The organism is Brevundimonas sp. SH203 (genome assembly GCF_002157625.1).
Taxonomy (GTDB): Bacteria; Pseudomonadota; Alphaproteobacteria; order Caulobacterales; family Caulobacteraceae; genus Brevundimonas.
The window spans coordinates 85,370-97,983 of the sequence record NZ_BDMM01000005.1; the positions used below are offsets into that span (position 1 = coordinate 85,370).

Annotated in this window: 14 protein-coding genes; 5 read left to right on the forward strand and 9 right to left on the reverse strand. The window is 68.0% G+C overall.

Annotated elements, in window-relative coordinates; all coding sequences use genetic code 11:
* Positions 1 to 35 precede the first annotated feature (35 nt).
* From dapE to SH203_RS11590, 4 genes are all read left to right on the forward strand, one after another.
* Positions 36 to 1,220, forward strand: a complete 1,185-nt coding sequence (gene dapE / locus SH203_RS11575) for a succinyl-diaminopimelate desuccinylase (protein ID WP_087121098.1) — start codon at positions 36 to 38, stop codon at positions 1,218 to 1,220.
* A 57-nt stretch (positions 1,221 to 1,277) separates the two neighbouring features.
* Positions 1,278 to 1,769, forward strand: a complete 492-nt coding sequence (locus SH203_RS11580; RefSeq protein ID WP_087121099.1) for a hypothetical protein — start codon at positions 1,278 to 1,280, stop codon at positions 1,767 to 1,769.
* Between the two features lie 115 nt (positions 1,770 to 1,884).
* A complete protein-coding gene (locus tag SH203_RS11585; RefSeq protein ID WP_234989484.1) occupies positions 1,885 to 2,301 on the forward strand; it encodes a hypothetical protein in 417 nt (138 codons plus the stop codon).
* Complete coding sequence (locus SH203_RS11590; RefSeq protein WP_087121100.1) at positions 2,294 to 2,728, forward strand: SRPBCC domain-containing protein; 435 nt, start codon at positions 2,294 to 2,296, stop codon at positions 2,726 to 2,728. The genes SH203_RS11585 and SH203_RS11590 overlap by 8 nt, the downstream gene beginning before the upstream one ends.
* On the opposite strand, the gene SH203_RS11595 is transcribed toward SH203_RS11590, so the two are convergent.
* The 9 genes from SH203_RS11595 to SH203_RS11635 all read right to left on the reverse strand — a co-directional run bounded on the left by SH203_RS11595 (position 2,725) and on the right by SH203_RS11635 (position 11,975).
* Positions 2,725 to 3,705 (reverse strand): type II secretion system F family protein, encoded by a 981-nt coding sequence (locus tag SH203_RS11595; RefSeq protein ID WP_087121101.1) that lies wholly within the window; start codon positions 3,703 to 3,705, stop codon positions 2,725 to 2,727. The genes SH203_RS11590 and SH203_RS11595 overlap by 4 nt on opposite strands.
* A gap of 9 nt (positions 3,706 to 3,714) precedes the next feature.
* Positions 3,715 to 4,695 (reverse strand): type II secretion system F family protein, encoded by a 981-nt coding sequence (locus SH203_RS11600; RefSeq protein WP_087121102.1) that lies wholly within the window; start codon positions 4,693 to 4,695, stop codon positions 3,715 to 3,717.
* Between the two features lie 3 nt (positions 4,696 to 4,698).
* Positions 4,699 to 6,351, reverse strand: a complete 1,653-nt coding sequence (locus tag SH203_RS11605; protein WP_234989485.1) for a CpaF family protein — start codon at positions 6,349 to 6,351, stop codon at positions 4,699 to 4,701.
* A gap of 3 nt (positions 6,352 to 6,354) precedes the next feature.
* The gene (locus SH203_RS11610; protein ID WP_087121103.1) at positions 6,355 to 7,896 is read right to left on the reverse strand and encodes a cellulose synthase operon protein YhjQ/BcsQ; all 1,542 of its coding nucleotides are present in this window, start codon (positions 7,894 to 7,896) and stop codon (positions 6,355 to 6,357) included.
* Positions 7,897 to 7,899: 3 nt separating this feature from the next.
* A complete protein-coding gene (locus SH203_RS11615; protein ID WP_087121104.1) occupies positions 7,900 to 8,577 on the reverse strand; it encodes a CpaD family pilus assembly protein in 678 nt (225 codons plus the stop codon).
* A gap of 8 nt (positions 8,578 to 8,585) precedes the next feature.
* On the reverse strand, positions 8,586 to 10,124 hold the full coding sequence (locus tag SH203_RS11620; protein ID WP_087121320.1) for a type II and III secretion system protein family protein: 1,539 nt from the start codon (positions 10,122 to 10,124) through the stop codon (positions 8,586 to 8,588).
* 11 nt (positions 10,125 to 10,135) lie between these two features.
* Complete coding sequence (gene cpaB, locus SH203_RS11625) at positions 10,136 to 11,053, reverse strand: Flp pilus assembly protein CpaB (RefSeq protein WP_087121105.1); 918 nt, start codon at positions 11,051 to 11,053, stop codon at positions 10,136 to 10,138.
* Between the two features lie 120 nt (positions 11,054 to 11,173).
* Positions 11,174 to 11,692, reverse strand: coding sequence for a prepilin peptidase (locus tag SH203_RS11630; RefSeq protein WP_200808919.1), 519 nt, complete (start codon positions 11,690 to 11,692; stop codon positions 11,174 to 11,176).
* Between the two features lie 103 nt (positions 11,693 to 11,795).
* Positions 11,796 to 11,975, reverse strand: coding sequence for a Flp family type IVb pilin (locus tag SH203_RS11635; RefSeq protein WP_087121106.1), 180 nt, complete (start codon positions 11,973 to 11,975; stop codon positions 11,796 to 11,798).
* 235 nt (positions 11,976 to 12,210) lie between these two features.
* Here SH203_RS11635 and SH203_RS11640 point away from each other — a divergent pair, with 235 nt between their 5' ends.
* On the forward strand, positions 12,211 to 12,612 hold the full coding sequence (locus tag SH203_RS11640) for a pilus assembly protein N-terminal domain-containing protein (RefSeq protein ID WP_087121107.1): 402 nt from the start codon (positions 12,211 to 12,213) through the stop codon (positions 12,610 to 12,612).
* Positions 12,613 to 12,614 lie beyond the last annotated feature (2 nt).

Genomic DNA, 12,614 nt, shown 5'->3' on the forward strand with positions numbered 1-12,614 from the left:
CTCGCGGGCGTGGAACATCCCTAAAGCATAGGCGCATGAGCCGCGCACCTGTTGATCCCGTCGAACTGACCCAGGCCCTGATCCGCCGTCCCTCCGTCACCCCGGCCGATGAGGGGGCGATGGCGGTGCTGGAGCGCCATCTGACGGAGCTGGGCTTCACCTGCCGTCGCCTGGCCTTCGAGGGGCCGGGGGGACAGGGCGTCCATGCGCGGATCGAGAACCTCTACGCCCGGCGCGGGACCGCCTCGCCCAATCTGTGCTTCGCCGGTCATACGGACGTGGTCCCGACCGGCCCGTCGGACCAGTGGTCGGCCCAGCCGTTCGAGGCCGAAGTCAGGGACGGCGTCCTCTATGGGCGCGGCGCGGTGGACATGAAGGGCGGGATCGCCGCCTGGGTCGCCGCCGTGTCCCAGGTGCTGGCCGAGGGGGCCCCCCAAGGCTCCCTGTCCTTCCTGATCACCGGCGACGAGGAAGGCCCGGCGCTGCACGGCACCAAGCGGGTGGTCGAGGCCCTGGCCGCCGAGGGCGAGGTCATCGACGCCTGCGTGGTCGGCGAACCGTCGTCGTCGCAACAGCTGGGCGACATGATCAAGGTCGGACGGCGCGGTTCCCTGAACACATGGATCACCGTCACGGGCAAACAGGGCCACGTCGCCTATCCCGAACGGGCGGCCAATCCGGCGCCCGTGATCGCCCGGCTGATGACGCGGCTGAACGACCATGGGCTGGACGACGGCTATGAGGGTTTCCCGCCCTCGAACCTTGAGATCACCACCATCGACATCGGCAATCCGGCGACGAACATCATCCCGGCCCAGGCGACCGCGCGGCTGAACATCCGCTTCAACCCGAGCCATACGGGCGACGACCTGATCGACTGGCTGAACCGCGAGGCCGGCGCCGTCCAGGCCGAGACGGGCCTTCAGATCACGCTGGAGCATCTGTGTTCGGGCGAGGCCTTCCTGACCCAGCCGGGCGATTTCGTCAGTGCCGTTCAGGACGCGGTCGAGGCCGAACTGGGCCGCCGCCCCGAGGCCTCGACCACCGGCGGCACCTCCGACGCCCGCTTCATCCGCGCCCTGTGCCCGGTGCTGGAGCTGGGTCTGGTCGGCCAGACCATGCACCAGATCGACGAGCGGGTGCCGACCGCCGAACTGCACGCCCTGACCGCCGTGTATCGTCGCGTGATCGAGACGGTCATGGCCCGACTGGGCGGCTGACGGAACGGCCGGGCCGGCCTTCACGTTCGCTCTGGAACTCTTGAAAGGATCATCCGCATGTCGCTGCGCGCCACACCCGTCGTCCTCGTCTCCGCCCTGACGCTGTCGATCGCCGCCTGCGGCTCGCCCGAGCGATCGGACGCGCCCGCCCCGCCTGCGGCGCCGGCCCAGGTCGCCCCGATCGCCGTCCCGGCCGCGACGGACTGGACCTCGCTGAACGCTCTGGTCGGCCAGTATCCGAACGCCAGCAAGCTGATCGAGGACAGCGCCGTCACGGCTGACCTCAAGACCCTGCTCGGCGACAAATACGAGACGTTGCGCGCCAATATGCAGACCCAGGCGCCGCTGGAGCGCGAGGGGTCGGTCCTCTACACCTCGGGCAACAAGGCCCACGAGGGCGGGATCAACGCGGCCTATATGATGATCGATCCGACGCAGCGGGCGATGGAGGTCGGGCTGTGGGAAAACGGCAAACTGACCACCTATTCGACCCAGGGCTCGTCCCTGCCCAAGCCCAAGGACATCCAGACGATGATCGCCAACGGCTGATCGAACGGGGCGCCCTGTCCGCTTCTGTGAAGGTCGCATGAAATTTCGATCCGCCCGCGCCTGACGACGCCACGAGCGCTTGTGTAAGGCGCCGCAAACGGCGATCCCTGTCCGCATGGCCGACAAGGACTTCAAGAGCGCGAAGACCCAGTGGCGGGACGTGGTCCTGGTCTGCCGCAAATGCTCCAAAAAGCTGGACGGCGGCTTCGGTCCCGATGGCGATCTGACGCTGAAGAAGGCGCTGCGGAAATATCTGCGGCTCAAAAAGGGCAAGTCGGGGCGCAAGGGCGAACTGGTCGTCACCGGCGCCGACTGTTTCGACGTCTGTCCCAAGGGGGCGGTGGTGGCGGTCAATGCGGCCCAGCCCAAGAAGCTGCTGATCGTGCCGGCGGGCGCGGACCTGTTCGAGGTCAAGACGCGGCTGGGGCTGGACGACGGCCGGCGCTTGAAAGCGGCTGGACCGAACCAGGGCGGCGGCGAACTGGCGCCTTTCTTCGGGCCGCAAGCCGTGTCAGAGCGAAGTCATGGATGACACTCGCATCGAAAAGCGCGTCGGGGTTCAGGCGACCTCGGACCGGATCTGGGATCTGGTTTCGGACCTGGCCGGCTGGAGCGCTTGGAACCCGATGGACGCCGATGTCGAGGGCGTCATCGCCTTCGGCGGCCGCCTGACCATGACCGAGACCTGGCCCGAAATGGCGCCGCATCAGGCCCTGGCCCAGATCGTCGAATGGCAGCCGCGCGGGCGTCTGGTATGGGCGGAACGGCGCGGCTTCCTGTTCCAGAGCCTGCGCTACATCCAGATCGAGGAACTGGCGCCGGGCAACTGCATTGTCGCGGCGGGTGTGCGCTTCTCGGGCCTGCGCGGCGAACTGTTCCACGACAAGCATCGCCCGGCGATCCGCAAGGCGCACGAGGCCATTGCCGAAGGACTGAAGACCGCCGCCGAAGCGGGCTAGTTGCCGGACTTCATCATGTCCATCACGTTCATGATCGCCGGTCCCAGGATGACGATGAACAGCACGGGCAAGAAGAACAGGATCATCGGCACCGTCAGTTTGGCCGGCAGGGCCGCCGCCTTCTTCTCCGCCGCCGACAGGCGCAGGTCGCGGTTTTCCTTGGCCATGACGCGCAGGGCGGTCGCCAGCGGCGTGCCATAGGTCTCGGCCTGGGTCATGGCGGTCGCCACCGATTTCACGCCAGGATGGTTGGTGCGCTTGCCCAGATTCTCATAGGCCACCCGCCGATCCGGCAGATAGGACAGTTCGGCCGACAGCAGCGACAGTTCCTCGGCCAGATCGATGGACGACGGCCCCATCTCCTGGCTGACCTTGGTGATCGCCGCCTCGATCGACATCCCCGCCTCGACGCAGATCAGCAACAGGTCCAGCGCATCGGGAAAGGCCTGCATGATCGAGGTGCGGCGCTTGTCGATCCGGTTCTTCAGATAGAGGTTGGGCGCATAGAAGCCCGCCACCGCCGCCGCCATCACCAGCGTCAGCTTCTGCATCGCGGGCCAGTCCACGACCTTGATGACGAACATGTAGAAGGCCGCCACGATCATGAAGATGAAGGGGGTGGCGAAGCGGAAGAAGTAGAAGGTGGTCAGGGGCTTGGGCCCGCGATAGCCCGCCTGGGCCATCTGGCCGGCGACCTTGGGGTCTTCCAGCAGCTTGGTCAGGTTCAGCTGGTCCACGACCCGCTTCTTGAACCCGTCGTCGGTGTGACGCAGCGCGCCCTGACCCGCGGCCAGACTGGCGCGCGAGCGGCGCTTCAGGTCGTCGCGGCGTTCGGCGACCGCCTTCATCCGCTTGTCCAGCTTCACCCCGCCGGTCATCGAGGACATCAGGGTCAGGACGGTGGCGAAGACCAGCACGCCCACGCCGATGCTGAGCAGGTTCTGAGGATCGGTGATGAAGCGGATGAAACCTTCCATGACGCCGCCTCAGAACTTGAACGAAATCATGCGCTTCATAACGAAGACGCCGGTGGCCATCAGGAGGGCCGCGATCAGCAACAGGAAGTTGCCGCGAATGTCGTTGAACAGCGGCATCATGTAGGCGGGCGTCGTCGCCATCACCATCAGCATGACCGCCGGCGGCAGGGAGGCGATGATGCCGGCCGAGGCCAAGGCCTCGGACGACAGGGCCTTGATCTTCTCGCCCATCATCCGGCGCGCGCGCAGCACGGCCGACAGATTGCCCAGGGCCTCGGCCAGATTGCCGCCGGTCTTCTGCTGGATGGCGATGACGATGGTGAAGAAGCGCAGCTCGGGCGTCGGCATCCGCTGGAACATCTTGTCCAGCGCCTGCTCCAGGGTCAGGCCGACGCCCAGCCCCTCGACCAGCTTCTGGAACTCCGGTCCCAGCGGGGCGGGGCTTTCGCGGCCGATGATCTTGAAACACTCATGCACCGGCAGGCCCGACTTGATGCCGCGCACAATGACGTCGACGGCGTTGGGGAACTCCAGCGAGAACTTCTTCATCCGCCCCTTGCCCAGGAAGCCGACGATCCAGCGCGGCAGACCCAGGCCGAAGATCAGCCCCAGGCCGATCACCACCAGGATCGGCAGACCCAGCACAAGAGAGAACAGCAGGGCGATCACCCCGGCCACGGCCGAGACGATGTAGAAGGTCCGCACGCTGAGGCTCAGACCCGCCTGTTTCAGCCGCGAGGCCAGGGTCGTGCGCGCCTTGCGCTCGCGCCGATCCGCCTCCTGCAACTGGACCAGAATCTGCTTGCGGCGCGCCTCGGGCGTGTTGGCGACGGCGGCCTTGCGGGCGGCCGCGGCGGAGTTCTTCTTGCCTTCGCCGATGGTCTGGGCGCGCTTGACCGCCTGGGACGAGGCGTTATCGCCGCCGACGAAGACCCAGCCCAGGCCGCCAATGGTGATGAAGGCCAGAACGGCGGCGAGGATCGGCAGCATGATCTATTCCGCCGCGTCCAGGGCGTCGGCCAGCTCGCGCTCCAACCCGTAATAGCGGGCGCGGTCCCAGAAACGCGGACGCGCGATGCCGGTCGAACGGTGACGACCGACGATCTTGCCGTTCTCGTCCTCGCCGGTGATGTCATAGACGAACAGGTCCTGCGTCACGATCACATCGCCTTCCAGTCCCACGACTTCGGTGATGTGGGTGATCCGGCGCGAGCCGTCGCGCAGGCGGGCGGCCTGGATGATGACGTCCACCGATCCCACGATCATCTCGCGGATGGTGCGCGACGGCAGGCCGTATCCGCCCATGGTGATCATGGACTCCATCCGGCTGATGGCCTCGCGCGGGCTGTTGGCGTGCAGCGTGCCCATGGAGCCGTCATGGCCGGTGTTCATCGCCTGCAACAGGTCGAAGGCTTCGGGTCCGCGCACCTCGCCGACGATGATCCGCTCGGGACGCATCCGCAGGCAGTTCTTCACCAGGTCGCGCATGGTGATCGTGCCCTGGCCTTCCAGGTTCGGCGGGCGGGTTTCAAGACGCACCACATGCGGCTGCTGCAGCTGCAGTTCGGCGGCGTCCTCGCAGGTGATGACCCGCTCGGTCGGGTCGATGAAGGCCGTCAGGGTGTTCAGCAAGGTCGTCTTGCCCGAGCCGGTGCCGCCCGAAATGACCAGATTGCATCGCGATGCGCCGATGACGCCCAGAACGCGCGCGCCCTCGGGACTGATGGAGGCGTACTCCACCAGGTTCTTCATCGTCAGCTTGTCCTTCTTGAACTTACGAATGGTCAGGGTCGGACCATCGATGGCCAGGGGCGGCGCGATGACGTTGACGCGCGACCCGTCCGGCAGACGGGCGTCGCAGATCGGGCTGGATTCATCGACGCGGCGGCCGACCTGCGACACGATCCGCTGGCAGATGTTCATCAGCTGGGTGTTGTCGCGGAACCGCACATTGGTCAGCTGGACCTTGCCCGCGACCTCGATGAAGACCCGCCCGGCGCCGTTGACCATGATGTCGGCGATGTCGTCGCGGCTCAGCAGCGGCTCCAGCGGACCATAGCCCAGGACGTCGTTGACGATGTCCTGAACCAGATGCTCCTGCTCGGCGACCGACATGGAGACGTTTTTGATCGCCACCAGTTCGGAGACGATGTCGCGGATTTCCTCCGACGCCGCCTTCTGGTCCAGATGCGCCAACTGGGCCAGGTCGATGGTGTTCATCAGCGCGTTGAAGATCGTCGTCTTCGTGGCGTGATAATAGTCGCTCTGTTCCCGGACGATCTCGGCGACCGCCTGGGCCTTCTTCAGCTGTTCCAGACCGGCGGTGGGCTTGGGGCCCGCGCCGCCGCCGGCGGCCGGACGCGGCGCCTCGGGCTTGGGCCGGGGGCGCGAGGCCAAGGCGTCCAGCCGGTCGACCGAGGCCGTGGCGGGGCCGCTGGAGACGGACGGCGCATCGGCGCGGGCGAAGGCTTCGGCCGCCGGCTCCAACGCCTCGTCGGCGAAGGCGTAGTCCGGCGCGGGTCTGGCGGCGGGCGCGGGCGCGCTCTCCGTCTTGAACACCGACACAGGCTCGGCCGCGACGGTCGCCGGGGCGGGGCGTGCGGGCGCCGGGGCGACGCCGGGCTGGCCTGTGCGCTTGCCGAACATCCGTCAGCGCTTCTTGAACATGGTCGCGAACAGCGACTTGGACCCGGCGGCGTCGGCGGGCTTGGCCGCCTTTTCCGTCTTACCGGACTTGGCGGTCTTGCCCTTGGGACCGGCGACGGCGGGCAGTTCGCGACGCGACACGATCTGGGCCAGGGTCTGGAAGGCCTCGGCCGCCTTGGTCTTGGACCCGGCGTCCAGGATCATCTGGCCGTTGTTGGCCGCCGCCCCGAAGGTCTTGGCGTCGAACGGGATCGTCAGGCTGGCGTGGACGCCCAGGGCGGCGCCGAAGTCCTTGGCCGGAATTTCGGGGCGACCAGGCACGCCGATCTGGTTCAGCACCAGACGCGGCGGCGCATCGTTCGGCCGACCCTGGCGGATCAGGTCGATCATATTCTTGGCGTTACGCAGGCTGGCCAGGTCGGGGGTGGCCACCACCACCACCTCGTCGGCGCTGATCAGGGTGCGGCGCATCCACGGCGACCAAAGGTGCGGCAGGTCCAGCACCACGAAGGGCGCGGTGGCGCGGATCTGGTTCGTCACCTCCTCGAACGCCTCGGCGGAGATGTCCCAGTCCGTGTCCAGACTGGCGGGCGCCGCGAACAGGCTCAGCTTGTCGGTGCAGCGGACCATCATCCGGTCCAGCAGCGTGGAGTCCAGCCGGTCGGGCTGGCCCAGGGCGTCGGCGACGCCGCTCAGCGGGTCCTGGTTGAAGTCCAGCCCCGCCGTGCCGAACGGCAGGTCGTAATCGACGATGACGGTGTTGGCCCCGATCCGCTCCGAGATCGCATAGGCGGTGTTGTGCGCCACGGCCGAGGCCCCCGCCCCGCCCCGCGCGCCGACGAAGGCGATAGTGCGGCCGACGAAGGGCTGGGCCGGATCGTTGAACAGGCCGCCGATGGCCGCGATCAGTTGCAGCGGCTGCAGCGGCGCGACCAGATATTCGCTGACCCCGCGCCGCATCAGTTCGCGGAACAGGATGATGTCGTTGGTCGCCCCGACCACGATGACCTTGGTGCCCGCGTCGCAGACCTCGGCCAGCTGATCGACCTCATGGAGCAGCGCCTGCGGATCTTTCAGGCATTCGACGATGATCAGCGGCGGCGTCGGCTCGTTCTGATAGGTCTCGACCGCCGCCGGCACGCCGCCGATGCGGATCTGGGTCGTGGCGCGCGACAGGCGGCGGTCCTGGGCCGCGCGCTCGGCGGAGGCCAGCGTGTCCTGACGCTCGGCGAAGACATGGATGGCGATGCGCGGCACCGACACCTCGCCGATGGCGGCGATGGGCGCCAGGCCCGTCGGGGCCAGGGCGGTCGACGTCAGATCCACCGTCGCCGGATAGGGTTCGGCCAGACTGGCCTCGGCCTGGGCCACGACCTCGCCCACGGGGTTGTAGCCCCCGGCGACCGGCGCATCGGCGGCGTCCGCGAACGGCAGGGGCCCGCGCGCGGGAACCGCCTGGGTCGCGGGCAGGTCGTCGAACTCCATGTCGGCGTCGAAGCCTTCGTCGAACGCTTCGAAGGGGCGGGGGGCGGGCGCTGTGCTCATGGCTTAGTTCACCGCGCGAGAGACGGCGGTCTCCCGCACCAGGGTTTCCGCCTCGGCCGAGGTTTGCTTGCCGGCGCGGTATTGGTCGAAGACCACGGTGCGGCGGCTGGCGTCGGCGGGCGTCATGGCGCGCGGCTGCTGGATGTCGCGCGGATCGGCGATCTGGGCGGCCAGATTGGCCGTGACCGCGCAACCGAAGTTGGAGGCGGACTGGTTGTCGCCCGACCGGCCCAGATTGCCCCAGTTGCGCCCGCACTGGGGAACCACGGCGCGCACGGTCTCGAAACCGACGACCACCGGCGCGCGCGGATCGGGCGCGGCGTAGCTGACCAGACGGATGCGTTCGGCTGGCACGCCCCAGGCGTTGAGGGCGGCCTGAATGGCATAGGCCTGGTTCAGGGCGACCGGATCGGCGCCGGCCGGCGCCTCGATCACCAGCGGCCCGCCGTCAGCCTGGGCGTAGCGGCCGACCAGGGCCTGTAGGGCGGCGTTCTGGGTCGCCGACAGGCCGGCGTCGTGAACCGCCAGGGCGATCCGGTCCAGGTTCGGCTCGACCTGCAGCGTATAGCGCGACGTCGGCGTCAGCGGCGGCTCGCCGCCCAGGCTGGCCGGCCCGCCGACACAGGCGCCCAGGGCCAAGGCCGAGACGGTCAGGACGGCGACAATCGGGGTGCGGATCATGGGGGCGCTCACTCGATCACATAGCCGACCGAACCGGCGGGGGCCGCGTTCGGCAGCCCATAGACCTGATTCAACTGGCCAAAGAGAATGGTCTGGCTGTCGGAGGCGATGCGCAGGCCGTCCGCCGGCGTCTGCATCCGATCCGGCGAGGTCGGGCTGACGATATAGGGTTCCACGATCACGACCAGTTCGGTCTCGCCCATCAGATAGTCGCGCGACCGGAACAGCTGGCCCAGCACCGGCAGATTGGTGACGCCCGGCAGGGAATCGACGGCCTGGCGGCTGTTTTCCTGCAGAAGGCCGGCGATCATCATCGAGCCGCCGGAGGGGATTTCGATAGTGTTCTCGCTGCGGCGGACGGTCAGGCCCGGCAGGGTGATGGACGAGGCCGTGCCGGCGCCGATGGTCAGGCCGCCCTGGGACGACAGTTCCGACACCTCGACCTTGACCTGCAGGCTGATGCGCCCGCCGGACAGCACGACCGGACGGAAGGCCAGGCCGACGCCATAGGGTTTGTACTGAACGGTGATCTGACCCTGGGAATCGCGGCTGGCGGGCACGGGGAACTCGCCCCCGGCCAGGAAGCTGGCGGCTTCGCCGTTGACCGAGGTCAGGTTCGGCTCGGCCAGCGTTCTCAACAGACCGACCCGCTCGAAGGCCTTGATCATGGCCTCGCCCTTGTTCAGGCCGTCGGAGCCGGGGCCCGTGCCGGGCTGGGCGGTGTTCCAGTTCGAGGGATCGCCCGGCGCGCCGCCATTCACCGCGACAGGACACAGCGCTCCGGGCTGCCAGCCCCCCCCGACGCAGGGAACCTGCATCTGATAATTCTTGGTCGTATCGACCGCCGCGCCGGCGCTGATGCCGCCCAGCAGGGCGCCGTTGACGCCCCAGGTGGCGGCGTTGCCCAGCAGCCATTGGGTGTCGCCCAGCCGCCCCACCACCGCCGAGGTGTTGAAGCCCAGCTGTTTGATGACGTTGCGCTGCACCTCCACCACGCGGACCTTCAGCGTCACCTGATCCGAACCCGGCACGGTGATCAGGTTCAACACCTTTTCGGGCGCGGAGACGAAGGCCGTGGCGATGCGCGTCGCCTGGGCCGAGGCGGCCGGGTTTTCGGCGACGCCGCTCAGGATGATGCTGTCATTGACGGCCTCGGCCTTGACCTGACCGCCGGGGATCATCCGGTTCAGGGTGTCCTGAAGCGCGCTGGTGCCCGCGTCCACCCGCACCCGCAGGCTCAGGATGGTGCGTCCGGCGCTGTCCAGGAAGACGGCGTCCGTCTCGCCCGGCGCCACGCCGATGACGGTGATGCGGCGCGGGGAATGCAGCATGGCCTCGGCCACCTGCGGATTGGAGACGATCACGTCGCGCGCATCCGCCGGCAGGTCCACGGCGAAGGAGGTGCCGCGCGGCAGGTTGATCAGACGCTGCGTCGCGCCCGTCGAAACGGCGGCGCGGGTCTGGGCCACGCCGGCGGGCGCGACGGCCAGGCCGGCCAGCAGGGCGCAGGCGACGGCGGCGGTCTTCTTCATCAGGGTCACGCGCATCGGATCGGCTTTCATGGCACGGCCACCACTTCGGGGGCGCCGCCGCGATAGATGCGCACCGCCTGCGGGCGGCCCTGGGCGGCTGTGGGTCTGCGCGTGGCGCCGGACGGCCCGGCCGTGTCGGCATAGGACCGCAGCGACAGGGACAGTTCGCCTTCCGACTTGGCCTGGGCCACCAGGACGGCGTCCTGCGGGCGAACCTCCAGGGTGGCGGTCGCGCCGACCACGGCCTGGGCGTCGTCGCCGACCCGCGTGGCCTGGTCGATGGCCAGGACCTTGATGTTCTGAAGCACCACGCCCGACACGAACTTGGACTTCGGCCCGCCCTCGACGGCGTTGTCGCGGTTGGTTTCGGCGGTCATGACCACGTCGACCCGGTCGCCCGGCAGGATGAAGCCGCCGGCGGCGGATTCCACCGTGACCGCGATGGCCATGGCCCGCATCCCCGGCTCCAGATAGGCGGCCATATAGCCGCTGTCGCCGGCCCGCACGATCTTGCGCGCCAGGATGGGTTCGCCGGCCAGAATGGGTTCGCGCACGACCGCGCCGATATAGTCGGACTTGGCGCCGGTTCCGGCGATCTCGGTCGCCGCCTTGGCGACCCGTTCCACCGCGCCGGCGGCCTTGTCGGCCGCATTTTCCGATGCGGGTCTGGCGGGCCGGGGGGTGGAGCCGTCGGTGATGAAGACCGGCGCGACCTCGTCGACGGGCCAGTCCTTCCAGGACAGATCGGCCTCGGTGATCCGCTTGCCCGGCGTCAGATCCTTGGCCGCGACCAGGACCTTGGCCATCTGGCGCACTTCGACGGGCGCGGCGGCGGCCGGGGCGGCGGGGGCGTGGGACGACGATCCCATGGCCCGAACCACCAGGGCCAGGCCGATGGCGGAAACGGCGGCGATGCACAGAACGACGATACGGGCGGGCTTCATCCAGGCGGTCTCCGGCTGGCGTTCTGTTCTCGGATTCAGTCCCCGACGCCTACCGTTAATAATCATGACCTCAATCGGTTAACGCTTCCTAAGCGCGCCGAACGCCGGTCAGCCTGGCCCTTAACGCCCCGAGGCGAAGGCGATGACCAGCCCGCTCTCGGGCAAGGCCATCAGGGCGCCGATGGCGATGGCGACGCCATAAGGAATGTCGCCCTTGGGCTGCATCAGATTGACGACCCAGCCCTGGGACACCGAAGGCGCGACCATCGGGAAATACTGCCGCGCGGTCATCAAGAACAGGCAGAAGGCGCCGCCGGCGATCCCCGTCCACAGCAGGAAAGGCGCGACGCCGCTCAGCCCCATCCAGAGGCAGCTCGCGGCCAGAAGCTTGGCGTCGCCGCCGCCGATCCAGTTCAGGGCGAACATTCCCATCCCGACGATCAGAGCAGCCAGGCCGACGCCGACGTGGACGGCGATGTCCATTGGCGCGGCGCCTACCAGCAGAGCGGCAGGTAAGAAGGCGCCGACCAGGGCCAAGGAGATCCAGTTCGGAATCTTCATCGTCGTCAGATCGTTCAGACCGCCGACGATGACCAGGACCGGAAACACGCCGAGCGCGATAAGCAGAAATGCGTCCATAACGACCACCATGCAGAGCAGGACTTAAGGTTATGTTTCCGGCAAGAGAAAAGGGCCGGAGCTTTTGCTCCGACCCTATCCTGTTTCCGCGACTACTCGACGATTAGCCGGCGTTGGCCTTGGTCAGTTCAGTCGAAACCTTCGTGAAGGTCGCCTTCAGGCTGGTGCTCATAGTGCCCAGAACGGTGATCAGGGCGACGGCGATCAGGGCGGCGATCAGGCCGTATTCGATGGCGGTGGCGCCCGATTCGTCTTTGGCGAAGCGCGAGATGAACTTGGTCATGGGTAGTTCCTTTCAAAATGATCTAGCGAGCAACTGGCGGGGGGAGCCGGTAGCCCGCTTGACCCCCAAACGCAGGATCAAAATGCCGCACCCCTGTTAAATCTAGGTCACGAGACTTGGTTACAGACGGATTCACCAAAGAAAATTCTCATCTTCGGGCTTCAGTGTTTGTTGAGAATCGCCGGGCCATCATGCGCGTGTCCGCGTCCGCACGCGCCGTTATTCAGAGCCGCCGATGTCTCGCATCCCCGCCGTTCTTCTCGCCGCCGCCCTTCTGGCCGCCCCGGTCGCCGCCGGCGCCCAGGATGGGGCGCTGAACGTCGAGATCGACCGTTCCGCCCGCGTCCAGCTGCGCGGGGCCGCCGCCTCCGTCATCGTCGCCAATCCCCAGATCGCCGATGTCTCCATGGTGGACGCCAACACCCTGTTCATCGTCGGCAAGGGCTATGGCGTGACCGAGGTGGTCGCCGTCGACGGCGTGGGCCGCACCCTGTTCCAGCGCGAGATCGTGGTGTCGGGCGGCGCGACCGGCTCGGTTCGGGTCTGGCGCGGCGCCCAGGCGACGGAAATGACCTGCGGCGCCTCCTGCTCGCCCAGCGTCCGCAGCGCGCCCGCCGCCGCCTCGACCGCGCCCTGATG